This is a genomic window from Burkholderia cepacia complex sp. TUM26381 (assembly GCF_057439935.1).
The window spans coordinates 331,670-358,580 of the sequence record NZ_CM172007.1 but is presented as its reverse complement, the minus strand read 5'-3'; the positions used below and the strand labels follow the sequence as shown (position 1 = coordinate 358,580).

Annotated in this window: 22 protein-coding genes; 9 read left to right on the top strand and 13 right to left on the bottom strand. The window is 67.1% G+C overall.

Features of this window, described 5'->3' with window-relative positions:
* Positions 1–3: 3 nt before the first annotated feature.
* Genes ACWMMN_RS18460 through ACWMMN_RS18445 form a run of 4 tightly spaced genes read right to left on the bottom strand, consistent with a single transcriptional unit; the run spans position 4 to position 4,104 of the window.
* Positions 4–660 carry a methionine ABC transporter permease gene (locus ACWMMN_RS18460; protein WP_486423753.1) on the bottom strand — a complete coding sequence of 219 codons (657 nt, stop codon included), beginning with the start codon at positions 658–660 and terminating at the stop codon, positions 4–6.
* Positions 653–1,831 (bottom strand): methionine ABC transporter ATP-binding protein, encoded by a 1,179-nt coding sequence (locus ACWMMN_RS18455; protein WP_059238815.1) that lies wholly within the window; start codon positions 1,829–1,831, stop codon positions 653–655. The genes ACWMMN_RS18460 and ACWMMN_RS18455 overlap by 8 nt, the downstream gene beginning before the upstream one ends.
* An 18-nt stretch (positions 1,832–1,849) precedes the next feature.
* Positions 1,850–3,262: an LLM class flavin-dependent oxidoreductase gene (locus ACWMMN_RS18450; RefSeq protein WP_486423752.1), complete on the bottom strand. Its 1,413-nt coding sequence runs from the start codon at positions 3,260–3,262 to the stop codon at positions 1,850–1,852.
* Positions 3,263–3,273: 11 nt separating this feature from the next.
* The gene (locus ACWMMN_RS18445) at positions 3,274–4,104 is read right to left on the bottom strand and encodes a MetQ/NlpA family ABC transporter substrate-binding protein (protein ID WP_059238813.1); all 831 of its coding nucleotides are present in this window, start codon (positions 4,102–4,104) and stop codon (positions 3,274–3,276) included.
* Positions 4,105–4,548: 444 nt separating this feature from the next.
* Here ACWMMN_RS18445 and ACWMMN_RS18440 point away from each other — a divergent pair, with 444 nt between their 5' ends.
* The 5 genes from ACWMMN_RS18440 (at position 4,549) to ACWMMN_RS18420 (ending at position 10,741) form a co-directional block, all read left to right on the top strand.
* Positions 4,549–5,913 carry a 2-hydroxycarboxylate transporter family protein gene (locus tag ACWMMN_RS18440; RefSeq protein ID WP_059238811.1) on the top strand — a complete coding sequence of 455 codons (1,365 nt, stop codon included), beginning with the start codon at positions 4,549–4,551 and terminating at the stop codon, positions 5,911–5,913.
* Positions 5,914–6,057: 144 nt separating this feature from the next.
* Positions 6,058–7,944 (top strand): sensor histidine kinase, encoded by a 1,887-nt coding sequence (locus ACWMMN_RS18435; RefSeq protein WP_486423751.1) that lies wholly within the window; start codon positions 6,058–6,060, stop codon positions 7,942–7,944.
* Positions 7,934–9,295 (top strand): sigma-54-dependent transcriptional regulator, encoded by a 1,362-nt coding sequence (locus ACWMMN_RS18430; protein WP_486423750.1) that lies wholly within the window; start codon positions 7,934–7,936, stop codon positions 9,293–9,295. Before ACWMMN_RS18435 ends, ACWMMN_RS18430 begins: the two co-directional genes overlap by 11 nt.
* Before the next feature lie 25 nt (positions 9,296–9,320).
* A complete protein-coding gene (locus ACWMMN_RS18425; protein WP_059238805.1) occupies positions 9,321–9,650 on the top strand; it encodes a DUF3579 domain-containing protein in 330 nt (109 codons plus the stop codon).
* A 239-nt stretch (positions 9,651–9,889) separates the two neighbouring features.
* Positions 9,890–10,741, top strand: coding sequence for an alpha/beta fold hydrolase (locus tag ACWMMN_RS18420; protein WP_174993722.1), 852 nt, complete (start codon positions 9,890–9,892; stop codon positions 10,739–10,741).
* Between the two features lie 77 nt (positions 10,742–10,818).
* Here ACWMMN_RS18420 and plcR read toward each other — a convergent pair whose 3' ends face one another.
* The 3 genes from plcR to ACWMMN_RS18405 all read right to left on the bottom strand — a co-directional run bounded on the left by plcR (position 10,819) and on the right by ACWMMN_RS18405 (position 14,369).
* Positions 10,819–11,415: a phospholipase C accessory protein PlcR gene (gene plcR, locus ACWMMN_RS18415; protein WP_174993723.1), complete on the bottom strand. Its 597-nt coding sequence runs from the start codon at positions 11,413–11,415 to the stop codon at positions 10,819–10,821.
* Entirely contained in the window at positions 11,415–13,568 is a 2,154-nt protein-coding gene (locus ACWMMN_RS18410) for a phosphocholine-specific phospholipase C (RefSeq protein ID WP_486423749.1), read from the bottom strand. Before ACWMMN_RS18410 ends, plcR begins: the two co-directional genes overlap by 1 nt.
* Positions 13,569–13,919: 351 nt before the next feature.
* Positions 13,920–14,369, bottom strand: coding sequence for a PACE efflux transporter (locus ACWMMN_RS18405; RefSeq protein WP_059240894.1), 450 nt, complete (start codon positions 14,367–14,369; stop codon positions 13,920–13,922).
* Positions 14,370–14,467: 98 nt separating this feature from the next.
* On the opposite strand from ACWMMN_RS18405, the gene ACWMMN_RS18400 reads away from it, so the two are divergent.
* Positions 14,468–15,358: a LysR family transcriptional regulator gene (locus tag ACWMMN_RS18400; protein WP_486423748.1), complete on the top strand. Its 891-nt coding sequence runs from the start codon at positions 14,468–14,470 to the stop codon at positions 15,356–15,358.
* A 65-nt stretch (positions 15,359–15,423) separates the two neighbouring features.
* Here ACWMMN_RS18400 and ACWMMN_RS18395 read toward each other — a convergent pair whose 3' ends face one another.
* On the bottom strand, positions 15,424–15,855 hold the full coding sequence (locus ACWMMN_RS18395) for a hypothetical protein (protein ID WP_059238797.1): 432 nt from the start codon (positions 15,853–15,855) through the stop codon (positions 15,424–15,426).
* 127 nt (positions 15,856–15,982) lie between these two features.
* Between ACWMMN_RS18395 and ACWMMN_RS18390 the strand changes: the two genes are divergently transcribed.
* Positions 15,983–16,579 (top strand): TetR/AcrR family transcriptional regulator, encoded by a 597-nt coding sequence (locus ACWMMN_RS18390; protein ID WP_059238795.1) that lies wholly within the window; start codon positions 15,983–15,985, stop codon positions 16,577–16,579.
* A gap of 96 nt (positions 16,580–16,675) precedes the next feature.
* Here ACWMMN_RS18390 and opcM read toward each other — a convergent pair whose 3' ends face one another.
* Genes opcM through ACWMMN_RS18370 form a run of 4 tightly spaced genes read right to left on the bottom strand, consistent with a single transcriptional unit; the run spans position 16,676 to position 23,572 of the window.
* Positions 16,676–18,211: a multidrug efflux transporter outer membrane subunit OpcM gene (gene opcM, locus ACWMMN_RS18385; protein WP_059240893.1), complete on the bottom strand. Its 1,536-nt coding sequence runs from the start codon at positions 18,209–18,211 to the stop codon at positions 16,676–16,678.
* A 10-nt stretch (positions 18,212–18,221) separates the two neighbouring features.
* Positions 18,222–21,422 carry a multidrug efflux RND transporter permease subunit CeoB gene (gene ceoB / locus ACWMMN_RS18380; RefSeq protein ID WP_174993728.1) on the bottom strand — a complete coding sequence of 1,067 codons (3,201 nt, stop codon included), beginning with the start codon at positions 21,420–21,422 and terminating at the stop codon, positions 18,222–18,224.
* 45 nt (positions 21,423–21,467) lie between these two features.
* Positions 21,468–22,685 carry a multidrug efflux RND transporter periplasmic adaptor subunit CeoA gene (gene ceoA, locus ACWMMN_RS18375; RefSeq protein WP_059238792.1) on the bottom strand — a complete coding sequence of 406 codons (1,218 nt, stop codon included), beginning with the start codon at positions 22,683–22,685 and terminating at the stop codon, positions 21,468–21,470.
* Positions 22,686–22,717: 32 nt separating this feature from the next.
* A complete protein-coding gene (locus tag ACWMMN_RS18370) occupies positions 22,718–23,572 on the bottom strand; it encodes an alpha/beta hydrolase (RefSeq protein ID WP_059238790.1) in 855 nt (284 codons plus the stop codon).
* A 174-nt stretch (positions 23,573–23,746) separates the two neighbouring features.
* Here ACWMMN_RS18370 and ceoR point away from each other — a divergent pair, with 174 nt between their 5' ends.
* On the top strand, positions 23,747–24,751 hold the full coding sequence (gene ceoR, locus ACWMMN_RS18365) for a putative multidrug efflux transcriptional regulator CeoR (RefSeq protein ID WP_059238788.1): 1,005 nt from the start codon (positions 23,747–23,749) through the stop codon (positions 24,749–24,751).
* Between the two features lie 442 nt (positions 24,752–25,193).
* The gene (locus tag ACWMMN_RS18360; RefSeq protein ID WP_059238786.1) at positions 25,194–25,487 is read left to right on the top strand and encodes a DUF4148 domain-containing protein; all 294 of its coding nucleotides are present in this window, start codon (positions 25,194–25,196) and stop codon (positions 25,485–25,487) included.
* Positions 25,488–25,695: 208 nt separating this feature from the next.
* On the opposite strand, the gene ACWMMN_RS18355 is transcribed toward ACWMMN_RS18360, so the two are convergent.
* A complete protein-coding gene (locus ACWMMN_RS18355) occupies positions 25,696–26,775 on the bottom strand; it encodes a purine-nucleoside phosphorylase (protein WP_059238784.1) in 1,080 nt (359 codons plus the stop codon).
* Positions 26,776–26,911 lie beyond the last annotated feature (136 nt).

Below are 26,911 nucleotides of genomic sequence, written 5' to 3'. Positions count from 1 at the left end.
CGCTCAGGTGCGCCGGGTCACGCGTCGGACCAGGCGGTCGCCCGTGATTTGCACGGCCGAGACGAGCGCGATCAGGATCACGATCACGGTCGCCATGACGGTGGTGTCGAAACGTTGATAGCCGTAGCGGATCGCGAGATCGCCGAGCCCGCCCGCGCCGACGGCGCCCGCCATCGCGGTCGAGCCGATCAGCGCGACGACGGTGATCGTGAAGCCGCCAAGCATGCCGGGCAGCGCCTCCGGCAGCAGCACGTGCCACACGATGTGGCGGCGCTTCGCGCCCATCGCGAGCGCGGCCTCGATCAGCCCGCGATCGACTTCGCGCAGGCTCACTTCGGCGATCCGCGCCAAGAACGGGATCGCGGCGATCGACAGCGGCACGACGGCCGCCCACACGCCGATCGTCGTGCCGATCAGCACGCGCGTGAACGGCAGCAGCGCGACGAGCAGGATGATGAACGGCGTCGAGCGGAACACGTTGACGAGCGCGCCGAGCACCGCGTTCACGCCGCGCCGCGCGTAGATGCCGCCCGGCGCGGTGGTGACGAGGATCACCGCGAGCGGGATGCCGATCAGCGCCGCGATCACGGCCGACGCGGCGACCATCGACAGCGTGTCGCGGATCGCGTCGAGCAGTTCGGGCCACCAGAGCTCAAACATAGCCGAGCACCTCCGCGTGATTCGCATGGCGGCGCGCGCGTTCGAGCAGCGCGGCAACGGCGCCGCGCGCGTGCTGCGTGCCGGTATCGTCCACCCCGGGCGCGGCCGCGATCACGAGCCGCCCCTGCGCATGGCCTTGAATGCGCTCGATCCCGCCGTGCAGGAATCGCACCGAGCCGCCGAGCGCCGCCGCAAGCGCGCCGACGTCCGGCTCGCCGCCGCTTTCACCCGTATAGCGGACGTCGAGCACGACCTGCGCGCCGTCCGGCAGCGCGGCCTGCTCGGGCAGCGGCTGCACGCGCGCGGCCAGCTCGGCCGGCAGGTCGTGCTGCAGCGTGCTGAGCAGCGCGCGCGTCGCGCCGTGGCGCGGATCGCCGAACACGCGCCACACGGGGCCCGTTTCGACGACTTCACCCTGTTCGATGACCGCAACGGTGTCGCACACCGCACGGATCACCTCCATCTCGTGCGTGATCAGCACGATCGTCAGCCCGAGGCGGCGGTTGATGTCGGCGAGCAGCGCGAGGATCGATTGCGTCGTCTCGGGGTCGAGCGCCGACGTCGCCTCGTCGCACAGCAGCACCTCGGGATCGTGCACCAGCGCGCGGGCAATGCCGACGCGCTGCTTCTGCCCGCCCGACAGGCTCGCCGGGTATGCGTCGCGCTTCGCGGCGAGCCCGACGAGATCGAGCAGCGCCTCGACCTTGCGCACGCGCTCGGCCTTCGGCACGCCGGCGATCTTCAGCGGCAGCGCGACATTTTCGAACACCGTCTTCGCGGACAGCAGGTTGAAATGCTGGAACACCATGCCGGTGCGGCGGCGCAGCGCAACGAGCCCGTCCTCGTCGAGCGCGCCGACGTCGACACCCTGCACGCGCACGCGGCCCGAACTCGGCCGCTCCAGCCCGTTCACGAGCCGCAGCAGCGTCGATTTCCCGGCGCCGCTGCGGCCGATGATCCCGAACACCTCGCCGCGCCGCACATCGAGCGTCACGTCGCGCAGTGCGGCGGCCTGGCCGCGCGGCGTCGCGAATACCTTGCCGACCTGCTCCAGCGACACGGCCACGCCGCCGGCGGCCAACGCGCCCGCTTCCTCATGCGCCGTTACGGCGGCGCCGGCAAGCACGGCCGACGGCTCGATGAAACCCAGCGTATCGAACAATTGCGTCATCGCTTCGCTCCGTCACGTTCAGGCATGCGCGGGATGCGCGGATTCGGATACGGCTGCCGGCCGGTGCTGCGCGCCGGTGTGCCACGCAGGCAGGCGCGGGCCGGCGCCGAACAGCTTCTCGCGCAGCGTCGGCGCGGGATCGTAGTCTTCCTTGTAGACACCGCGGTTCTGCAGTTCGGGCACGACCCAGTCGACGAAATCCGCGAACGACTCGGGCATCACGGTGCGCGTCAGGTTGAAGCCGTCGATGCCGGTCTCGTCGATCCACGACTGCAGCTCGTCCGCGACCTGCGACGGCGAGCCGACGATCGGCGCATAGCGGCCGCCGAGCGACATCTGTTCGAGCATCCGGCGCACGGTCCACGTACCGGTCGTGCTCTTGCGCGAGATCGCGTCGACGGCCGACTGGATCGAATCGGTCTTCACGTACGAAATCGGCTCGTCCAGGCCGTACTGCGCAAAGTCGATGCCGGTCGAGCTCGCGAAATGCGCGAGGCCGGCTTCGGGGCTCGCATAGCGCCGGTATTCGTCGAACTTCTCTCGTGCGAGCCGTTCGGTCTCGGCCGTCACGACGCTGACGCCCGCGAAGATCTTGATCGATGCCGGGTCGCGCCCCTGCCGTGCAGCCGCCGCGCGAATGTCGAGCGCTGCCGCGCGTGCGGCCGCCTTGCTTTGCCCGTTCACGAACACACATTCCGCATGACGGCCCGCGAACTCGACGCCGCGCGCGGACGAACCGGCCTGGTACAGCACCGGCGTGCGCTGCAGCGACGGCTCGCTGAGATGAATCGCGTCGATCGAATAGAACGGCCCGTCGTGCTTCACGCGCCGCACCTTGCCCGGTTGCGCGAACACGCGCGCCTGCGCGTCGCGGATCACCGCATCGTCGTCCCAGCTCAGTTCCCACAGCTTGTAGACGACGTCCATGTAGTCGTCCGCGCGCTCGTAGCGGTCGTCGTGGCCGATCTGCTGCGCGAGGCCCATCCCGCGCGCGGCGCTGTCGAGGTAACCGGTGACGATGTTCCAGCCCACGCGGCCTTTCGTCAGATGATCGAGAGTCGACATGCGGCGTGCGAACAGGTAAGGCGGCTCGTAGGTCAGGTTCGCGGTCACGCCGAAGCCGAGATGCCGCGTGACCTGCGCCATCGCGGGCACGAGCAGCAGCGGATCGTTGACGGGCACCTGCACCGATTCGCGCAGCGCGGCATCGGGGCCGCCGCCGAACACGTCGTACACGCCGACGATGTCCGCGAGAAAGATCCCGTCGAACTTGCCGCGCTCGAGCGTCTTCGCGAGATCGGCCCAGTAGTCGAGATCGGTGTAGTGCGCGGAGCGGTCGCGCGGATGCGTCCACAGCCCGTGGTTGATGTGCCCGACGCAGTTCATGTTGAACGCGTTGAGCAGGATCTTCTTGCGGTTCGCCGTCGTCATGCTGGCCTCCGTCACCACGCGATCGCGTACAGCGAGCCGAATGCGTTGTCGAGCGCACGGCGCACGGCCGGCGAGTGCTGGTAGATCGCGATGAACTTGCGAATGCGCGGATCGTTCGCGCTCTCGGGCCGCACGACCCACTGGATCGCGAAGCTCTTGTTCTCGGTGCCGTCGAACAGCAGTGCGCTGTTCGGATCGGTCGTGCCGGCGAGCTTGATGAAGCTCGGGTAGCCCTGCGCGAGATCGACGTCGTCGAGCGAACGCGCGAGCTGCGACGCTTCGAGCGGGATGATCTTCAGGTGCTTCGGGTTGGCGACGATGTCGTGCGTGGTCGCACGGTAATCGGTGCCCGGCTTCAGCGTGATGAGCCCCGCGCGCTGCAGCAGCAACAGCCCGCGCCCGCCGTTGACCGGATCGTTCGCGATCGCGACGCGCGCGCCGTCCTTCAGCTCGGCGAAGCTTTTCACCTTCTTCGAATAGAGGCCGATCTTCATGATCGTGCCGGGCGCGATCGAGATGAAGTTGTAGCCACCCTGCTTCTTCGCGTTCTCGAGAAACGGGATGTGCTGGAAGTAGTTGACGTCGATGTCCTTGTTCGCGAGCGCCGCGTTCGGCGTATTCCAGTCGGTGAACTCGACGATCTTGACGTCGAGCCCCTGCTCTTTCGCCTCCTTCGCGGCGATTTTCAGTGCTTCGATCTGCGGGCTGGTCGAGATGCCGACCTTCAGCGGCGCGGTGTCGGCGCGCGCGCCGTTCAGCAGCACGACGCCGAGCAGCGCGGCCATCAGCACGCGGGCCGCGCGGCCGGCGGAAAAGCGGGCGGAAAAAACGGGATGCAGCATGAAACCACTCTCCTGTCCAAAGACGGTATCGACGGATGAGCGACACCGCGGCGAACGCGCAGGCGTTCTCCGGACAGTCGTCGTCGCGTCGGAAAAGGATCAGCCGATGATAGAGAGCGGCGCAGGGGCGGTCTACGAAGCGATTGTGCGAAGAAAATCGCGCGCGGCGATATGGCGGGCATCCGAGCGGCCGGCCGGGCGAATCGGAGGCCAGACCGGGCGTCCGGCCGGCCGTCTGGCCGAAATCTCGGCCCGGGGCACCGGTCGAATTCCGAGATCTCGGCCACCCCGCCGGGCAATCCTTTCCGCAGACGAAACAAATCCCTTATAAATCAAGGCATTGAAAATATTCCGGCAGGCCGGATTCCTGGCACGGGGGTTGCGTAATAGACGGCACACGATGCCGCGAAGCAAAGCAGGCATTCCAACATCAGGAGACACGTCTTGCAGACCTCTATCCATACCCCGTCCCATCCGGAGCCGGTTTCCGACGCCGTCGCCACCCCGCGCGAGCGCTTCTGGCCGGAAGGCTGGTGGAAGCTCATGGAAATCCGCATCGGCATCATTCCGCTGCCGGTCTACGTGATCCTGTTCGCGCTGATCGTCGGCTTCTCGGTGACGGGCAAGGTACCTGGCGAGATCTCGATGGCGATCGCCGTGCTCGCGTTCTTCGGCTTCACCTGCGCCGAACTCGGCAAGCGCCTGCCGCTCCTGCGCAACATCGGCGCGGCCGCGATCTTCGCGACCTTCGTGCCGTCGGCGCTCACGTACTACCACGTGCTGCCGAAGCCGGTGCTGAACCTGACGGTCGAATTCACGAAGTCGACCAACTTCCTGTACCTGTTCATCGCGTCGATCATCGTCGGCAGCATCCTGAGCATGGATCGCCGCGTACTGATCCAGGGCTTCGTGAAGATCTTCGTCCCGCTCGCGGCCGGCTCGGTCGCCGCGGCGATCGTCGGCACGGCCGTCGGCACCGCGCTCGGCCTCGGCGCACGCCACACGCTGTTGTATATCGTCGTGCCGATCATGGCCGGTGGCGTCGGCGAAGGCGCGATTCCGCTGTCGATCGGCTATTCGGAACTGATGCACCTGCCGCAGGGCGAGATGTTCGCGATGGTGCTGCCGCCGGTGATGCTCGGCAGCCTGACCGCGATCATCCTGTCGGGCGCGCTCGACATGCTCGGCAAGCGCCTGCCGCACCTGACCGGCAACGGCCGCCTGCAGGTCGGTGAAAGCGGCGACATGACGCCGGAGAACGAAGAGATCCGCGGCCACGTCGACGTCACGCACATCGCGGGCGCCGGCATCACGGCGATCACGCTGTACCTCGTCGGCCTGATGGCGCACAAGCTGTTCGGCCTGCCCGCACCGGTCGCGATGCTGTTCCTCGCGGTGCTGGTGAAGCTCGCACGCGCGGTGTCGCCGCCGCTGCAGGAAGGCGCATTCGTCGTCTACAAGTTCTTCTCGACCGCCGTCACGTATCCGCTGCTGTTCGCGATCGGCGTCGCGATGACGCCGTGGGACAAGCTGACCGCCGCCTTCACGATCGTCAACGTGGTCACGATCGTGTCGACCGTCGCGACGCTGATGGGCACCGGTTTCGTGGTCGGCCGCCTGCTGAAGATGTACCCTATCGACACCGCAATCGTAAACGCCTGCCACAGCGGGCAAGGCGGCACCGGCGACGTCGCGATCCTGACCGCCGCGAACCGGATGCAGCTGATGCCGTTCGCGCAGATCGCCACGCGGATCGGCGGCGCAATCGTCGTCACGGTGACGCTGATCCTGGTCGCGCACTTCGGATAATGCGCGGCCGCGCGCACCGTCGCGCAGGCTGCTTCGCACGCGCCGCCGCCGGCCTTGCCGGCGCGCGGCGCGCGTCGTTACGGCGAGCAGTTGCGGAGGGCCGGTAGCGGACGGCCGGTAGCGGACAGGCGGCAGCGGGCTTCGATGAGGGCGAACGTGCAAAAAGGCTTCAAGGGAATCCCGTGGTGGGGCTGGGCATCGGCCGCTGTGCTGTATGTCGGCGTGGCCGGTGCGGCCGTCGATTTCGCGTGGGAACGCGCGATCGACGCGCTCGAGGAAACCGGCGCGCACCGGCTCGACCTGTATGCGTCGAGCCTCAAGAGCGAGCTCGGGCGCTTCGAGATCTTGCCCGGCCTCGTCGCGCGCCAGGACGGCGTGCGCGCGATGCTGAAGGCCGCGCCGCACGATGCGCCCGCACACGTGCACTCGGTGAACACCTACCTCGAAGCCGTGAACCGCGACGCGGGCAGCGGCGCGGTCGACGTGATCGACCTGCAAGGCGAGGTGATCGCCGCCAGCAACTGGAACGAGACGATCAGCTTCGTCGGCACCAACGTGTCGTACCGGCCGTACTTCAAGGACGCGCTCGCGCGCGGCAGCGGCCGCTTCTTCGGGATCGGCACCAACACCGGCGTGCCGGGCGTCTACTTCGCGAGCGCCGTGCGCGACGACGGCGTGCCGATCGGCGTGGCCGCCGTGAAGATCAGCGTCGATCCGCTCGAATCGGCGTGGCGCGCGCCGGGCGTCGCCGCAATGGTCGTCGACAGCAACGGCGTGGTCGTGATCTCGACCGAGCCCGCATGGAAATTCACCGCGCTGCGCCCGATCACCGCGCAGCAGCAGCGCGACATCCAGGCGTCGCGCCAATACGCGGGCCGCACCGTCGACGCGCTGCCGTATCGCCGCATCGGCGACCGCAGCTCGGCCGCGTGGTTCGGCACCTTCCCCGATCTGCGCCACGCCGGCCGCGCCACGCGCTATCTCGTGATGTCGCGCCCCGCACCGCAGGCCGGCGATTCGCTGATGGTGCTGCTCGACATCGCGGGCGCGCGGCGCCAGCAGCAGACGGCGTTCGTGTTCGTCACCGGCGCGTTCCTGATCGCCGCGCTGCTGGCCGGTTACGCGATCCAGCGCCGTCGGGCGATCGTCGCGCGGCTGAATGCGCAGGACGCGCTGCGCCGCGCGAACGACCGGCTCGAACTGACCGTCGAGCAGCGCACGGCCGCGCTGACGGCCGCGAACGAGCGGATGCAGCGCGAGATCGTCGAGCGCGAACGCACCGAACAGCGGCTGCGCGCATCGCAACAGGAAGTCGTGCACGCGGGCAAGCTCGCGGTGCTCGGGCAGATGGCCGCCGGCCTCACGCACGAGCTGAACCAGCCGCTCGTCGCGATCCGCACGCTATGCGACAACGCGCGCACGTTCTTCGAGCGCGGGCAGCCGGCGCCGGCGCTCGCGAATCTCGAGCGGATCGGCAAGCTGGTCGACAGCATGGCCGTGCTCACCGGCGAGCTGAAGACCTTCGCGCGCAAGCCCGATGTCGAGCGCGTCGCGGTGTCGCTGAACGAGGCCGTCGCGCATGCGCGATTGATCTACGACGCGCGGATCCGCGACGAAAGCGTGCGGCTCGACGTGAACATCGCGCCCGGCACGACCGTCTCGGCCGAATCGAGCCAGTTGCAGCAGGTGATCGTGAACCTGCTCGGCAATGCGCTCGACGCGGTGCACGACGCGCCGGTGCGCCGCATCGTCATCGCGGCCAGCGGGCCGGACGACGTCGGCCGCGTGCGCTTCACGGTGGCCGACAGCGGCGCCGGCATCGCGCCCGACGTGCTGCCGCACCTGTTCGAGCCATTCGTCACGACCAAGCCGCGCGGCCAGGGTCTCGGGCTCGGCCTCGCGATCACGTCGCGCATCGTCGAGGCGTTCGGCGCGAAGATCGCCGCGACGAACCGCGACGAAGGCGGCGCGCAGTTCAGTATCGAATTCGCGGCGGCGACGCCGCAACAAAGGATAGAGCATGGAAGATGAGATTCGCGTGCTGGTCGTCGAGGACGATGAAAACGTCCGGATCGGCGTCGAGCAGGCCGTCGCGCTCGCCGGGTTCCCGGTCGACGCCTTCGCGTCCGCTGCCGACGCGCTCACGCACGTCGCGCCCGGCGCGCCGGTGGTGATCGTGTCGGACGTGCGGATGCCGGGCATCGACGGGCTGCAGTTGCTCGACCGCGTGATGGCCCTCGATGCGCAGATCCCGGTCGTGCTGATCAGCGGCCACGCGGACATCTCGACGGCCGTCGGCGCAATGCAGGTCGGCGCGTACGACTTCATCGAGAAGCCGTTTTCGTCGGACGTGATCGCCGGCCGCGTCGCGCGCGCGGTCGAGAAGCGCCGCCTGACGCTCGAGGTGCAGGGGCTGCGCGCGGCGCTGAACAACTGGCAGGGCATCGAGGCGTACGTGCTCGGCAAGTCGCCCGCGATGGCCGACGTGCGCAAGCGGATCCTGCGCCTCGCCGACACGTCGGTGTCGGTGCTGATCACCGGCGAAACCGGCACCGGCAAGGAGCTGATCGCACGCAGCCTGCACGACTTCGGCGGCCGGCGCGACGCGCATTTCGTCGCGCTGAACTGCGGCGGCCTGCCCGAGCAGGTCTTCGAGAGCGAACTGTTCGGCCATGAAGCCGGCGCGTTCACCGGCGCGATCAAGAAGCGCATCGGCAAGGTCGAATGGGCGGATGGCGGCACGCTGTTCCTCGACGAAATCGAGACGATGCCGGTTTCGCTGCAGATCAAGATGCTGCGCGTGCTGCAGGAGCGCGTGGTCGAGCGGCTGGGTGCGAACGAACTGATTCCGGTCGACTGCCGCGTGGTGGCTGCCTCGAAGGCCGATCTCGCCGAACTCGCGACCGACGGACGCTTTCGCGCGGACCTCTTGTATCGCCTCAACGTCGCGCAGATCGAGCTGCCGCCGCTGCGCGAGCGGCGCGAGGACGTGCCGCTGCTGTTCGAGCACTTCGTGCTCGCGGCCGCGCGGCGCTTCGGGCAGCCGGCGCCGGTCGTCACGGCTGCGCAGGTATCCGAACTGATGACGCATGCATGGCCCGGCAACGTGCGCGAACTGCAGAACGTGGCCGACCGCTTCGTGCTCGGGCTGACCGGCGACAGCCTGCTGTCGTCCGGCGATGCACCGGCCGTCGGCGACACGCTCGCGGAACAGCTCGCGTATTTCGAACGGATGCTGATCGAGGACATGCTGCAGCGTCACAACGGCAACGTTGCGGACGCAAGCGTCGCGCTCGGGATGCCGAAGAAAACGCTCTATCACAAGCTGCGCAACCTGCGGATTCCCGCGCGCGGCGACACAGCGGCCGACGGTGGCGAATGACGCGAACGAGGATACGCACAACAGCATGGATCGCATCGAAGTCACCGAACACGGCCGCATCACGGGCCACCTGATCCGCGGCGTTACGCGCGCGCAGAAAACCTTCCGCCCGAGCGACTGGCCCGAGCGCCTCGCGGGCGTCATCACGCTGTTCGTCGGCGAACGGCGGCCCGGCTATCCGTGCGCGCTGTCGCGGCTCGCGATGCCCGTCGTCGACGGCAACGTCAAATGCCTGTTCGTGTCGGACGAATTGCGCGGCGTGTGCGCCGACGCATTCGACTTCGCGATGCAGTTCGCCGCCGACAACGACCTTCCCGTCGAGCTTCAGACCACGCCCGCGTTGACGGTGCGCTGAAATGCGGTCTTCCCCTTGTTCGCTGCGAAGGCGCGTGCGCGCAGGCCGCTGCACGCCCTTTCACCGGTGAAACAAATCGTCAGATGATTGAAGGCTTCGGCGCATGACCACGCTGCGACAAGCGTTTCCGTCACAGCCATCAATAAAATTGATCGTCACGATGAAAATTATGCGTTTTCCTTGCAGGTCGCCGTGATGCATAGTTGCGTCGTGTTGACGCACCTTTGAGTCTTTCAGCCATGAACATGCGAATCGAGCCGTCCGTGCTCGCGAACCCCGACCTGCAATTTGCGACGCTTTCGTCAGGCATCAGCCTGCCGTATGTCGAGCGGGGCAGCGGTGCGCCGATGGTGTTCGTGCACGGCTCGCTGTGCGACTACCGCTACTGGGATCCGCAACTCGCCGCGCTGTCGGCCCACTACCGCTGCATCGCGCCGAGCCTCAGCCACTACTGGCCGGCCGTCGAAGCAGGTATCCAGGACGAATTCAGCTGGCAGAACCACGTCGACGAGCTCGCCGAATTCATCGACGCACTCGATCTCGGCCCCGTGCATCTGGTCGGCCATTCGCGTGGCGGCAGCGTCGCATTCAACGTCGCACGCCGGCATCCGCACCTCGTCGATACGCTGACGCTCGCCGATCCGGGCGGCCCGCTGCAACAGCCGGGCGTGCGCGAAGCCGCGCTGCCGGCCGCCGCGCTCGCGCTGCGCACGAAGGCCGTGAACCTGATCGGGCAAGGCGACGTCGAATCCGGCCTCGAAATGTTCGTCGATTCCGTGAGCCTGCCGGGCGCATGGAAGAAAAGCACGTCGCGCTTCCGTACGATGGCGATCGACAACGCGAGCACGCTGCCGAAGCAGCTGCGCGACCCGCTGCCCGCGTATTCGCAGCACACGGCCGGCGATATCGCATGCCGCACGCTGCTGATCGACGGCCAGCGCAGCCCGAAGATGTTCCGCCACAACGTCGATACGCTGTCGCAGTGGATCGGCAACGCGCAACGGCAAACCGTCGCCGGCGCGTCGCACGGGATGAACGCTGCAAGCCCCGCCGTGTTCAATCGCTACGTGCACGCGTTCATCGCCGCGTAAGTGTCCGGGCGGCTTCCGCGCCGCCCGATCGCCTCGCTGTTCAACGACGATGCGGATACGCTCCGCATCGCGTCTCGTCAACCGCCGTGTGTCACCGGCGCGTCCGTCCCGTAGATCTGCCTGCGCAATTCCGCCAGCCGCGTCTCGAGCGCCACGCGCTGCTGCTCGCGGTCCGGCACCGTACGCACCACCTCGTCGATGATCTTGCGGCTCTGCGCGACATAGTCGGCATCCTGTCGCTCGCGTGCGGGCGAAGCCGGCCGCTCGCCCATCGCAAGATCGCGCAGGTGCTCGCGCAACGCATCGCTCGCAGCCTGGCGTGCGGCGGCGTCCGGTTCCGCATCCTGCAACAGCAGGTCCGCCAGGCCCGACGCCTCGCGCGGATCGAGCTTGCCCGCATCGGCATCCGCACGCAGTTGCGCGAGCAACGAACGCGCGCGCACCTGGCGGTCGGCCGCATTCAGCGCATCGCGTTCGTGCGCATAGCCGTCGAGCTGCGCGCGAAAATTGACCGGCGACGCGGCCGCTTGATTCGTCATGGCGGATTCCTGGCTGACAACGGTGGAAGAAGCGTGCGGCGCGCCGCCCGGGCGGCCGCTCCACAGCACGACGGCCGACGCGACGGCGCCTGCCGCCAGCGCGACCGTGCCCCATACGATGACGGTTCGGTTCATCATGCGGTTCCTGTCACACGCGCGAAGAGCGGATCGGTCACGCTCGCCGCACCGGTTTCGACATGGCCAGCCAGTGTGCGCAGATAACCCGCATCTGCATCGATCGTCACGCTGAAGTCGTACCAGCCGCCGCTTGCCGACAGGTTCAGCACCGTGTCGACGATGGCGCCTGCCGCGACCGTGCCCGAACGCGGCGCGGCGCCGTAGCCGTTATCCGCGAGCGTCGCGACCAGCGGCGTGCGGCCCGCGTTGCGCATCCGCACGACGAGATTGCCGTCCGGGCGATACGCGACCGTCACGTCGAGCAGCAGCGCGCTCGTCGTCGCGCCACCCTTGAAGCGGCGGAAGAAGCCGTTCGGCCCATACGCGGCGAGGTCGTAGCGCCCCTGCGTGTCGCGCACCGGCCACCACTGGTCGCTCAGCACGCGGCCGCTCTGGATCGTGTAGAAGCGCGGGCCGTTCTGCGCGATCGCGTCGTGTACATGGAACACCGCGGCCGACGTGCCGGCCGCGTTGCCGGGCACGGCCTTGCCGCTGTTCGCGAAGCTCACGTTCAGCACGCCCGCGCGCGTATCGAGCGCGGCTTCGACGAACAGCTCGTACGGAACCGCGCGCAGCTTGCGCTGCCCCGGTTCCTGCACCGGCAGCGGCGCGTTCTCAGCCGGGTAGCTCGACGGATAGCTCGGCTTCGCGAGGTAGTACTGCACCCAGTACGCGTTGTCGAGCTGCGCCTTCGTCGCGGTCAGGTCGAGCGCCGCCGGCGGCACCGTGCGATCCGCATCGCCCGCGAAGTCGAACGCCGACGTCAGGTCGCCGCACACCGCGCGACGCCACGGCGTGATGTTCGATTCGTAGACGTCCGGATGATCGTCACCGAAACGCTTCTCGATGAAACGGATCACCGACGTGTGATCGAACACTTCCGAGCAGGTCCACCCGCCCTTCGACCACGGCGAAATCGCGAGCAGCGGCACGCGCGTGCCGAGCCCGATCGGCAAGCCCGACTGCTGCTCGATCTCGCCTTCGACGCTGACCGTCGACAGCCCCTTGCCGGCCTTCCACGGCGGCACGGGCGCCGTCACGTGATCGAAGCGGCCGTCGCCTTCGTCGTAGCAGATCAGGAATACGGTCTTCGCCCATACGTCGGGGTTCGACGTGAGCGCATCGAGAATCCGCGACACGAATTCCTCGCCGAACGACGGCCCCCACCACGGATGCTCGGACGACGAGAACGGCGGCACGATCCACGACACCTGCGGCAGCCGGTTCGCGAGCACGTCGTCGCGCAGCGACGAGATGCCGCGTGCGGTCAGCCCGCGCTGGTTCAGCGGCGAGCTCGACGAAGCCGACTTGTACTGCGAAAACCACGCGAGCGCGTTGCAGTCGTAGTTGTTGGTGTTGTCGATCCAGTAGCGGCTCGACAGGAAATTCCACGCGACGTTGAACGAGCCGACGCCGCCTTCCTGATACACGCGCCAGTCGATGCCGGCCTGCTGCAGCCGCTCGGGGAAGGTCTTCCACGACACCGTGCCCGAACGGTCGCCCATCCAGTTCGACATCGCGACCTGGCTGCCGTCCGCGTTCGGCGACGCGCGCCCCGTCATCAGGTAGAGCCGGTTCGGATTGGTCGGCCCCATCATCGACTGGTGGTACGCGTCGCAGATCGTGAACGCGCTCGCGAGCGGGTAGTAGTACGGCAGGTCGGCGCGCTTGAAGTAGCCCATCGCATCGGGCCACTGCACGGCCATCCACTGGTCGTTGCGCCCTTCGTTCCACAGCTTGTGGAACGCATCCCACTCGTGGTTCTCCGGCATCATCCACTGCGCCCACGTCTTCGACGTGTCGAGGTGCCAGGGCACGTAGTCGCGCCCCTTGTAGTTCTGATACCAGACGGCCTTACCGTCGGGACGTGCGACCGCGCGCGGATCGTTGAAGCCGCGCACGCCCGGGAACGTGCCGAAGTAATGGTCGAATGCGCGGTTTTCCTGCATCAGCACGACGATGTGCTCCACGTCCCGGATCGTTCCGGTCACGCGGGCCGGCTCGACGGCAAGCGCGCGGCGAATGCTTTCGGGCAACGCCGCCGCGAGCGCGGCAGCGCCGGCCGCTTGCGCCGAGCGGGTCAGGAACGTACGGCGATCGATACGCGACATCGGCAATCCCTCCTCGTTTTTCTGGCCGGACGGGGATGGTCATGCAGGCGGCATGCGCCGCGTGCGGGCGATGCGCGGCCTCGGAGCCGCAATACGGTTCCGAACCAGGCGCGCGGCGCGTCGGCGGCCCCCTCCTGCCCGCCGCGCGTGTCATCGATCTGTCGGATTCTAGAAAGGGAAATCGGACAGTTTTGTTAAGATGCGACAAAAAACCAGACGATTACGACATTAGAAGTCCTCTACAATTTCTTTCGTCATGCGCCCGGTATCGATGGCATGCGACGCATCAACGAAAAACGGCGGACGCATAGGCGTCCGCCGTTCGTTGTCACACCCACCCGCCAGCGCGGCTTACCACACGGCCGGCTCGGGCTGTGCGTTGCGCGTGACCGAATCCGGCAACCCGAACACGCTGTCGAACGCCCAGTTGTACGTGAACGTGAAGATCGGGAAGAACACGATCAGCACCGCGTCGTACAGGAACGCCTGAAGCAACGACACGTCGAGCCACCACGCAATCAGCGGAATCAGGAACGTCACGAGCGCGACCTGGAATCCGATCGCATGCATCACGCGGCGCCCGACCGAGCGCGTGGTCGCCGCGCTGCGTCGCTCCCATGCCTCGAACGCGAGGTTGTACAGAAAATTGACGACGACGCCCGTCGTCGAGATCATCACGCCCAGCAGGCCGCTCGTCGCGGCGCTCGCGCCGCTCAGCATGCCGAGCACCGACGACGCGACCAGGATGCCGAGCAACTCGAACATCACGACATACACTATGCGTCTCTTCCACCCTTGCATGACCATCCACCTTCATCTCGAACAAGGTGGCGAGACTATCAGCGGGCCTCTGTCCGCAAAAGTCAGGTCCTTTCAATTTTTCTGACAGGAGGCCCCGCATGCTGACCAGCGACCACATCGACATGCTGCTGACCGTCATCGAAAAGGGCTCGTTCTCGGCCGCGGCGCGCGCGCTCGGCCGCACGCCGTCGGCCATCAGCATGGCGATCGCGAACCTCGAGGCCGAACTCGACCTCGTGCTGTTCGACCGCGGCACGCGCGAACCGACGCCGACCGCGGCGATGGCCGCGCTGCTGCCCGACGCGCGCTCGATCGCCGAACGGCTGCACGCGCTGCGTGCGCATGCGCAGCACCTGTCGGAAGGCGTCGAGGACACGCTGCGGCTCGGGCTTGCCGCTGAACTCGACGGTGCGCCGGTCGCGCGTGCGCTGACAGCCGTGGCCGCGAAATATCCGGCACTCGCGATCAGCATCGTCACGGCGCCGCAGGACGTGATCGTCGACGCGCTGCATCGATCGGCCATCGATCTCTGTGTCGCGTACGGCGGGCTCGATCTGCATCCGCAGGAACAGATTCATGCGCTGTGGACCGAAACGCTCGTCGCGGTTGCCGCACCGAGCCATCCGGCGATCGCCGAATGCGCACAACCCGAGGCGATCGAGCGCCTGTCGGGCTTCCGGCAGATCGTGATCGCCGATCCCGAACGGCCGCTGACCGACGTGCGGCCGCTGATCGGTAACCGCACGTGGAAGGTGACCGACATGGCGACCGCGATCGCGCTCGTGAAAGCCGGGCATGGCTGGGCAAATTTGCCGGAATCGATGATCGGCCGCTACGTCGCCGCTGGCGAACTTGCGCCGCTCGTGTTCGCGAATATCCGCAACGGGCTGCCGCTGCCCGTGTATCTGCGCCGCCCGAAGCACACGGGGCTCGGCAAGGCCGCGAGCGAGCTGGCGCGCGCGCTGCGGGCTGCAGGCAGCGACAAGTAACCGGAGTGGCGGCAATCGCCGCCACTCCGTCGGTCAACGCCCGACTGCTTGACCGTTAGTTGCGGTTAATGCGAGGCGGCCGCCGCACCCTGAATCGAATCGACCAGCGCAGCGTTGTCATATCGCCGTCCGGCAATGCCCCATCCGCCGTCGACCGCATGCACGACATTCACCCACACTTGCGCCGGCGTCAGCCGCCCGCCCGCGCGATGCAGCACGATCTCGGTCGCCCGTTCGACGAATTGCCGCTGCTTGTCGGGCGCCGCAAGCGCCACCGCAGGCAGCTTCAGCTCGACGAACGCGGCAGGCTCCGCGCGCCCGTGCACGAAGGTCCGGTTACGCGGCAGCACATTGAGCGTGCCCACCACGTTCGGCGCCAGGAAGCCGTTCCCGGTCAATCCCTCGACGTCCAGCAGCGCATCGGTCAACTCGGCAAACACCGGCCCCTCGTCGTCCGGCGTGAAAACCCCTTCGGATACTGTCAGCGTAATCGGCATCGCACTTTCTCCAGGTCAGGTCATCGGAATCGTGACGTGATATAAATATCAGTCACTCTCTATACATTAGACACCGATCGCTCTCTATGCAAGCAATAAAGAGCGATCGCTCTGAAGCGAGCCTGTCATGCGTTATTCCGTCGAGCACAAGCACGAAACCCGCACGCGCATCCTCGAAGCCGCGAGCCGCCTGTTCCGCCAGGAGGGCTATGGCGGCTCCGGCATCGGTCCGCTGACGAAGGCGGCCGGCGTCACCAACGGCGCGTTCTACGGACATTTCAAATCGAAAGGCGAGGCGTTCCGCAACGTCGTGCTCGACGGCCTCGACCAGCTCCGGCAAGGCGTCGCGACGTTCAAGGCCGAGCATGGCGCGCGCTGGCGGCGCCCGTTCGTGTCGTTCTACCTCGGGCCCCGGCGCACCTGCGCACTCGGCGAAAGCTGTGCGCTGCCGAGCCTGTCGCCCGAAGTGATGCGCGCCGACGACGACACGCGCGACGCATACGCAAAGGCGTTGCGGCAGATCGTCGACGAAGTGTCGTCCGGGCTCGGCGACACGCCCGACGACGACCGCGCGATCGCGTTCCTCGCGCTGCTGTCGGGCGGCGTCACGCTCGCACGCGCGGTGCGCGATCCCGAACTGGCGCAGCGCATCGCCGATGCGGTCGGCCGGTATGCGGTGGTCATCGCCGAGCGTACGGACGTACGGCCCGAGCAGCAGCCATAGCAATCGGCCCAAAAAAAACCCCGATCCGCGTTGCCACGGACCGGGGTTCTGCTTCGTTCGGCCACCTGCGTGAACGGCCCTTGGCGGGCCGCTGTTTCAGCGCGCGGCGACCTCCGCCTTGACGGCCGCCGCATCGCCGACCGCCGTCGGCGCCGCACCCCAGCCGCCGCCGAGCGCGCGGATCAGGTTGACGGTCGACACGGCCTGCGCGCCAGTGAGCTGGTTCGCCTGCAGTTGCGACTGCAGCACCGAACGCTCGCTGTCGATCACGTCGAGATAGGCGACCTCGCCTTCCTGGTACTGCGTGCGCGACAGCGTCGCCGCACGGCGCGACGCATTGACGGCTGCATCCTGCGCGCGGATCTGGTCGTCGAGCAGACGCAGGTCGGAAAGATTGTCCTCGACCTCGCGGAACGCGACGAGTACCTGCTGCCGGTAGTTCGCGACCTGCTCGTCGTACTGCGCGCGCGCCTGCTGCACGCCGGCCGCCCGGCGCCCGCCGTCGAACAGCGGCAACGTCAGCGCGGTGCCCGCGAACGGCCCGAGCAGGAACGTGCGGCTCGACCACAGGAACAGGTTGCCGAGCGTCGACGCCTCATAGCCGAACGCCCCTGTGATATCGAGCTTCGGGAAGTACGCGGACTTCGCGAGGCCGATCCGCGCGTTCGCGGCCGCCATCGCCCGCTCGGCCGCCGACACGTCCGGACGGCGTTCGAGCAACGCGGACGGCAGGCCCGGCGGAATCTTCACCGCGACCGGCACGATCGGCGTTTCCTTGAACCCGAAATCCGCCGGCGCCTTGCCGAGCAGGATCGCGAGCGCATGCTCGGACGCCGCGCGCCGGCGCGCGACGCCGACCGCATCGGCCTGTGCGCTCGCCAGCTCGTTCTTCGCACGCGATACGTCGAGCTCGCTGATGTCGCCTTCGTTGAAGCGGCGCTGCACGAGCTTCAGTGCCTGATCGCGCAGCTCCACCGTGCGGCGGTACAGATCCTGGTCCGAATCGAGCTGGCGCAGCTCGAAGTAGTTCTGCGCGACGTCCGCCTGCAGCGCGAGCTGCACCGAACGGAACAGCGCTTCGCTCTGCGCCTGGTCGGCACGCGACGCCTCGACGTTGCGGCCGACGCGGCCGAACAGGTCGGCCTCGTACGACACCGTGCCCTGCGCACGCCACAGCGTCGCGTTGGTCGGGCCCGTGCCCTGCGGCTGGAACTGCGACGCCGACGACAGCCCCTGGCGCGTCGGCCCGAAACCGGCGCCGACCTGCGGGAACCACTGCGAACGCGCCGTACGCGTCGCCGCACGCGCTTCCTCGACACGCGCGGCCGCGGCCTTCAGGTTCTGGTTCGCGGCGAGCGCCTGCGTCTCGAGCGAATCGAGCACCGGGTCGCCGAACACTTTCCACCATTCGCCGCGATGTTCGCTGTCCGCGGGCTCGGCCGTCTTCCACGTGCCGGCCTGCTCGCCGGCGGCGAGCGTCGGCGCTTCCTTGAACGCGGCGGGCGCCGCGGCATCCGGACGCTTGTAGTCGGGGCCCACCGCGCACGCGGCGAGCAGCGTCGCGAGCAGGGTGCTCGCGGCCGCCACCTTCGCGAAACGCATCAGGCCGTTCGTGTTGTGCAAGTTGTTCATGTTGTTGTCCTCAAGCATCCGATGCAGGCACGCCCGGAGTCGTCACGCCGTAACCCGCCGAGTCCTTGCCGGCGACGTGGATCTTGCCGCCCGCGAGCGTGCGCAGCACGACGTAGAACACCGGCGTCAGCATCAGCCCGAACAGCGTCACGCCGAGCATCCCGAAGAACACCGCGACACCCATCGCATGGCGCATTTCCGAACCGGCCCCCGTCGACGTGACGAGCGGCACCACCCCCATGATGAACGCGATCGACGTCATCAGGATCGGGCGCAGCCGCAGCCGGCTCGCCTCGATCGCGGCCTCGAGCGGCGTCCTGCCGTCGTGTTCGAGCTCGCGTGCGAATTCGACGATCAGGATCGCGTTCTTCGCCGACAGCCCCACCAGCACCATCAGACCGATCTGCGTGAAGATGTTGTTGTCGCCCTGCGTGAGCCACACGCCCGTCAGCGCCGACAGAATGCTCATCGGCACGATCAGGATCACCGCGAGCGGCAGCGTCAGGCTTTCATACAGCGCGGCGAGCACGAGGAACACGAGCAGCACGCTGATCGGGAACACATACATCGCCGAATCGCCCGCAAGAATCTGCTGGTACGTGAGGTCGGTCCACTCGAACCGCACGCCGCGCGGCAGCGTTTCATGCGCGATGCGCTCGATCGCGGCCTGCGCCTGCCCCGACGAGAAGCCCGGCGCCGGGCCGCCGTTGATGTCGGCCGCCGTGTAGCCGTTGTAGCGCACGACCATTTCCGGGCCGAACGTCGGCGTCACCGTGACGAGCGACGACAGCGGCACCATCTCGCCCTTGTCGTTGCGCGTCTTCAGTTGCAGGATGTCGTCCGCGCGCTGGCGGAACGGCGCATCGGCCTGCACGCGCACCTGGTACACGCGCCCGAAGCGGTTGAAGTCGTTCACGTACAGCGAGCCGAGATACACCTGCATCGTGTTGAACACGTCCGTGACCGGCACGCCGAGCTGCTTCGCCTTCACGCGGTCGAGATCGACGTTGAGCTGCGGCACGTTGATCTGGTAACTCGTGAACAGCGGGCCGAGTTCAGGCGCCTGCTGCGCGCGCTTGATGAAGTCGTTGGTCGCATCCGCGAGCCGCGCATAGCCGACCGCACCGCGATCCTCGATCTGCATCTTGAACCCGCCGAGCGTACCGAGGCCCAGCACCGGCGGCGGCGGGAACACCGCCACGAACGAGTCCTTCATCGTGCTGTACTGCTGGTTCAGCGCACCCGCGATCGCGCCGGCCGACAGCGCCTTGCCATGCCGTTCCGAGAACGGCTTCAGCGTGACGAACACGATGCCCGCGCTCGAGCTGTTGGTGAAACCGTTCACCGACAGCCCCGGGAACGCCACCGCGCTCTCGACGCCCGGCTGCTTCAGCGCGATCGAACCCATGTCGCGGATCACCTTCTCGGTGCGGTCGAGCGACGCGCCGTTCGGCAGCTGCGCGAACGCGATCAGGTATTCCTTGTCCTGCGCGGGCACGAAGCCGCCCGGCACGACCTTCGACACGAGCACGGTCGCGCCCACCAGCACGAGGTACACGCCGAGCATCAGCGTCTTGCGCGACAGCACGCCGCGCACGCCGCGGCCGTAGTTCTCCGCACCGCGATGGAACACCTTGTTGAAGCCGCGGAAGAAGCCGCCGAGCACGCGGTTCATCACGCGCGTGAGCCAGTCTTCCTTGTCGCCATGGCCCTTCAGCAAGATCGCGGACAGCGCCGGCGACAGCGTCAGCGAGTTGAACGCCGAGATCACCGTCGAGATCGCGATGGTCATCGCGAACTGCTTGTAGAACTGACCGGTCAGGCCCGACATGAACGCGAGCGGCACGAACACGGCGACGAGCGTCAGCGCGATCGCGATGATCGGCCCGCTCACTTCCTGCATCGCCTTGTAGGTGGCCTGCCGCGCGTTCATCCCGCTCTCGATGTTCCGCTCGACGTTCTCGACCACGACGATCGCATCGTCGACCACGATCCCGATCGCGAGCACCATCCCGAACAATGACAACGCGTTGATCGAATACCCGAACGCCAGCAGCAGCGAGAACGTGCCGATGATCGACACCGGCACCGCAATCAGCGGAATCAGCGACGCACGCCAGGTCTGCAGGAACACGATCACGACGATCACGACCAGCGCGATCGCTTCGAGCAGCGTGTGCACGACGGCCTTGATCGACGAGCGCACGAACTGCGTCGGGTCATAGACGATCTTGTAGTCGATGCCCGCCGGCATGTCCTGCTTCAGCTCGGCCATCGTCTTGCGCACTTCGTCCGAAATCTGCAGCGAGTTCGCGCCCGGCGACTGGTTGATCGCCATCGCGACGGCCGGCTTGTTGTCGAGCAGCGAGCGCAGCCCGTATTCGGACGCATCGAGCTCGATCCGCGCGATGTCGCGCAGGCGCGTGACGCCGCCGTCCGGCGTCGTCTTCACGACGATGTCGCCGAATTCGTCTTCCGTCTGCAGACGGCCGCGCGCGTTCACCGACAGTTGCAGCGGCGTGCCGGGCAGCGACGGCGATGCGCCGATCACGCCGGCCGCGACCTGCACGTTCTGCTCGCGGATCGACTGCACCACGTCCTCGGCCGACAGCCCGCGCTGCGCGACCTTCTGCGGATCGAGCCACACGCGCATCGCGTAGTCGCCCGAACCCCACAGCTGCACCTGGCCGACGCCCTGGATCCGCGACAGGCGATCCTTCACGTTGATCAGCGCGTAGTTGCGCAGGTAGGTCATGTCGTAGCGGTTGTCCGGCGAGATCAGGTGGACCACCATCGTCAGCGTCGGCGAGCTCTTCACCGTCGTGATGCCGAGCCGCTGCACGTCTTCCGGCAAGCGCGGCAGCGCCTGGTTCACGCGGTTCTGCACGAGCTGCGTGGCCTTGTCAGGATCGGTGCCGAGCTTGAACGTGACGGTAATCGTCATGTTGCCGTCGCTGTTCGCCTGCGACTGCATGTAGAGCATGTCCTCGACGCCGTTGATCTGCTCCTCGAGCGGCGACGCGACGGTCTCGGCGATCACTTTCGGGTTCGCGCCCGGGTACTGCGCCTTCACGATCACGGAAGGCGGCACGACTTCCGGATATTCCGAAATCGGCAGCAGGAACATCGCGATCACCCCGCCGAGCAGGATGATCACCGATAGGACTCCTGCAAAGATCGGCCGGTCGATAAAGAATTTGGAAATGTTCATGTGTGGCTCTGTCTGGTTGAACGCGGATGCGAAGCGGCGGGCCGCTTACGAATCCGCCTTCGCCGGTGCGGCCGGCTTCGCGTTGTTCGCGAGCGGCGCGGACGGCGCATCGCCGCCCGTCATCGGGACCATGTGCGGCTTCACCTGCTCGCCAGGGCGCACGCGCTGCGTGCCGTTCACGACCACGCGATCGCCGGCCGCCAGCCCGCTCACGATCACGCGGCGGTTGCCGTGCTGCATCCCCTGCTGCACCTCGCGGTACGACACGCGGCCCTGCTGGTCGACGACGAACACGAACTTCTTGTCCTGGTCGGTGTTGATCGCCGCATCGTCGACGAGCAATGCCTCGTGCGGCGCGCTGCCGCCCACCTTCACGCGTGCGTACAGGCCCGGGACGAGCGCGCCGTCGGCGTTGTCGAAGCGTGCGCGCACGCGGATCGTGCCCGACGACGTATCGAGCCGGTTGTCGACCGAGTCGATCTCGCCGCTGCGCGAATAGCCGGTCTCGTTCGCGAGGCCCAGCTCGACCGGCACCTTGCGGCCGCTGCGCGCGCCGTTGATGTATTGCAAATAGGTCTGTTCGTCCGCGTCGAACGATGCGTAGATCGGCGATACCGACACCAGCGTCGTCAGCGGCGCGGCCGACGCGCCGGCCGACACGACGTTGCCGAGCGTGATTTCCGCGCGCGACACGCGGCCCGACACGGGCGCGGTGATCCGCGTATAGCCGAGGTTGATGCGCGCCGTTTCCAGCGCGGCGTCAGCAGCCTTCAGGTTCGCCGCCGCCTCACGCGCCGCGTTCTGCTTCTCGTCGTAGTCGCGCTTCGCGATCGCGTTGTCGCCGATCAGCCGCTGCGCGCGCTGCCAATCCGTCTGCGCATAGCCGTTGCGCGCCTGGGCGGCGGCGAGCTGCGCGGCCGCGCGATCGGTTTCGGCCTGGTACGGGCGCGGGTCGATCACGAACAGCACGTCGCCCTTCTTCACGAGCGCGCCGTCCTTGAAGTTCACCGCGACGATCGTGCCCGATACCTGCGGGCGCACGTCGACTTTCTCGACCGCCTCGAGGCGGCCCGAGTAGCTTTGCCAGTCGGTCACGGTCTGCGGGACGACGGTCGCGACGTCGACTTCGGGCAGCGGCGCTGCCGCTTTCTCGGGCGCGTTCGCATTGACGCGCATCGCGCCGAACGTGCCGAGGCCGACGACGGCGAGCGTCACGATCGCCGCGGTGGCGATTCGCGAACGGGAGGTGCGTAGGATGGCCATGTGGATCTCCAGTAAACGTGGATTGGTTTTGGTTATGGGTTCGGCTGGCGCGCCTGGAAGCGGCACTGGAAGAAGCGCACGGCTTCCTCGAATGCGGCTTCGTGCGTGGCGAGCGTCGCGTGCGTGATGTCCGGGTAGCGGATCACCTGCGTGAGCACGCCCGACGAGATCAGGCAGCTCGCATATTTCTCCGCTTCGACGTGCAGCACGTCGTTCTGCGCGGTGACGACGAGCGTCGGCGGCAGCCCCGCGAGGCGCACCGATTCGAGCGGCGCCGCGTACGGGTGGATGCGCTGCGCCGCCTGCGGCAGATACGCGCGATAACAGGCCGCGCATTCGCGCGCGGTGATGTCGGAGGCGAGACGTTCGGCGTCGCCGATGCGCGTCATGCTCGGGTCGAGCATCGGCCCGAACAGCGCCTGCGCGACGATCGACACTTCACCGCGGTCACGTGCGATGAAGGCGAGACAGTTCGCGAGCTGGCCGCCCGCGTCGTGGCCCGCGACCCCGATCTTCTTCGGGTTGCCGCCGAACGCGCGGGCGCGTGTCGCGGCCCACACGGCGGCGCGATACGCATCCTCCGGCGCGGCCGGAAAAGGAAAGGCCGGCGCGAGCGAATAGTCGACCGACACTACGAGAGCTGGTAAGCGTTCTGCTAAAAAACGCGCGGCGAAATCCGCGTCTTCGAGCGAACCGCGGACGAAACCGCCGCCGTGGAAATAAAGCACTACTGGCAACCCGGTCTTGTCCGGGCGGCGGTAGAGGCGCAGCACGATGTCCTGCGCGTAGCCGGGAATTTCCACTTCGGCGACCGTCAGCGCCGCGCCTGCCAAGGCTTGCGCGGGCAGCGCGGCTTTCAGGAATTTGCTGAATTCAGAAGCGTCCATGACGATGCAGCATCCATTTCGAGATGGAACGAATTCTGGGTCCGGCAGACATTGGGATAAATGCCTATAATCCGGCAACACAATTCAACGCCCCCGAACAATCCGAGGCTGCGTTTACCCACGAGGTAGCGCAGCCTTGTCGTTCCGGAGGCTCATTAGATTGCGGAGGTTGTGATGGACCGGCTTCAGGCCATGCAGGTGTTTACTCGCGTCGTCGATACAAGCAGCTTCACCAAGGCAGCAGAAACGCTCAGCTTGCCGCGGGCGTCCGTCACGACGATCATCCAGAATCTCGAAGCCTTCCTCGGCGTGCGTTTGATGCACCGGACCACGCGCCGGCTGTCGCTCACGCCGGACGGCGCCGCGTACTACGAACGATGCGTGCGGATCCTCGCGGACGTCGAGGAAACCGAAGCAAGCTTCCAGGCCAACAACCGGAAGCCGCACGGAAAGTTGCGTATCGACATGCCGGGCTCGATCGGGCGGCTGCTCGTGATTCCGTCGCTGTGCGAATTTCATACGCGCTATCCGGACATCGACCTGCAGCTCGGCCTGTCCGACCGGCCGGTCGACCTGCTGCAGGAAGGCGTCGACTGCGTGATCCGCGTCGGCGCGCTGCAGGATTCGTCGCTCGTCGCGCGCCGCGTCGGCCTGTTCGAAGGCGTGACGGTCGCCGCGCCCGACTATCTCGAACGCTTCGGCGAACCGCAGACGATCGAGGATCTCGGCCAGCACAAGGCCGTCAACTATTTCTCGAGCCGCACCGGCCGCACGATCGACTGGACGTTCCTCAGCGAAGGCAAGGAAGTCGAGGTGAAGATGGACAGCATCGTGTCGGTGAACGACGCGGATGCGTACGTGACCTGCGGGATCGAAGGCTTCGGGCTGATTCAGCCGCCGCTGTTCATGGTGCTGCCGCACCTGCGCGAAGGCCGGCTCAAGGAAGTGCTGCCCGGCGTCAAGCCGCTGCCGATGCCGATCTCGGTCGTGTATCCGCACAGCCGTCACCTGTCGCCGAAGGTGCGCGTGTTCGTCGACTGGGTGGCCGAAGTGTTCGACCGCTGCCCGCTGCTGAGCGGCAAGGGCAGCCTCGACGCGACGTGCAGCAAGCGCACGTTCGAGGAAGCCGAACGCGCGCCGGCGCTCGATACGCCGGTCATCAACGAGTGGGTCGCGTAATCCTCTGACCTGCGTGCGCGGGCCGCCAGGCCCGCGCGTCTCCCCGCCTCCTCACGTCTTCAAGCCGCCGTTCCGCGCGGCGCTTCCGATCCTTCCCGATTCCGCAGCAAACCTTTGTGCCGCGCGCAGCAATCGCCCGCGTGCGCCGTCGCGGGTGGCTGTCGCATCCGTGCGAGCCCCGCCGCACGGGGCTGCCGGCGATTTCCGCATAACCCTGCCGTCCATGCGGATGTCGATTGTTCCTTTGCGACGACAAATCAATTCGCGTCTGCCGCATTTATCGCGACGGAGCAGATACCTAGAGTAAACCCTGTCGCGCACCTCGTTGCGCATCGAACAGATCCCGCCTGACGGGACCGGAGTAAGCGCCGAAGCGCCAGCTCCGACATGGGATCTGAGTAAGCGCTGAAGCGCTAACTCATATCGACACAGGAGTTATGTCATGAACCGCCGCAACCTTCTCTCCGCCCTGGCCCTCACGCTCGCCGTGTCCGCACCGGCCTTCGCCGATTCGGGCACGCCGCACGCCGGCGACTACGGCAACACGTCGTGGTACGCGCAGCACTACGGCCCGCGTACGCGTGCCGAAGTGAGCGCGGAAGTCGAGCAAGCGCGCAAGGACGGCACGCTCGCGTACCTGCGCAAGGCGAATTCGTATCCGCAAGGGCTCGAACTCGCACAAGGCCCGTATCGCCCGATGCCGGAAAGCAACCAACTCGCCGGCGGGGGCCGGTAAACGCGCAACGCCGCGCAGCGGGTTGCCCCGTGCGCGGCGTCGCGACACACCAATCGACGACTCGCTGAGTCAGTTAGCTGCAGGAGCACATGATGAACGACCACCTTCCTTCGCCGCTCGATCACTGGGACGACACCACGCCGGTCTGGACGCCGTTCCGTTCGGCCCCGCACTCGCATTGAGCGCCGGCTGAGTCATCGTCCGGCCCTCAACGACGCGGCACGCCGTCGCGCCATTCGCCCCAGTGCGTGACGATGTCCTGCACGAGCGGATTGCCCGCGCGGTACAGGTTTTCGGTCGCCGGGGCGAAACCGCCCTGGTCCGCGTAGTTCAGCAGGTTGTCGGCACTCGTCTGCCCCGCGTATGGCCGGTCGAAATCGGACCCCGTACGCAACACGGCGACGCGCGACAGGTCGACCCGCTTGACGCTGGCCGCGCGCTTGAGCGCTTCATACGTCGCGTTGTCTTCCTGCGCGGTCATGCAGTACGTGCCCTTGCCGTCGGTCAGGATCTTCGTCCACTGGCGCGCGCGCTCGCCGATCAGCGTGCCCGAGAACCACGTGTTGCCCGATGACGTGTCGCACTGGATCACCGTCGGCGGCCGGTTCGCCGGCGCATACGTGAACTTCGCGCGCGCGGCCTGCGCCTGCGCGCTGTCGGCGAGCACGACGTTGCGCGACAACGCGACCGCGGCATCGGTCAGCTGCGGATTGAGCTGGAAGACTTCGGTGCGATAGTCGAGCGGCGGCTTGTCGTTCGGGCTCTTCGTATTGATGCCGAGAAAGCCCGTGTTCCAGCCGGCCGGAATCTCGCGCGCATCGAGCTCCCACTGCAGGCTGAAATCGACGAGGTATTTCGACCACGCGGCCGAACCGACCGTGCCTTGCGCGGGGTCGACGCCCGCGATGCCGGAGATCAGGAAATACGTGCGGCGCAGATCGAAGCGCTGCGAGAACGTAAGCGCCATGATCGTCGCCGACGCATTCGCATAGCCCATGCCGGTCGTGACCACGCACACGTCCTGCTTGTTGCAGTGAACGGCCGGATAGTCGGGCGACAGGCCGGGCACGGCGATGTCGCGCCACGGGCCGATCCGGTCGAGCCATGCCTGGCCCTCCGGCCCGAACATCGTGATGATCATGACCTTGACCGGGCGGCCCTGTGCACCGGTCTCGGAGAATGCAGTGTTGCCCGCGTTGTTGCCCTGGTTGTCCTGCGCGATCGACGGCGCGGTCGCGCAGGCTGCGAGCGAAAATGCAGCAGCGGAAAGAATGGAGCGAGTCAGCATCGGCGTTCCTTGTTTCGGTGATGTTGGGTGAGAACGGCTCTCGGAGACTGCGCGAGGGAGTATAGAACGGGCGTACGCAATGCGGAACCCGGCTACGAAACGGCGAGCGGTGTTTCGTGCGAATGGATGCGTGTTG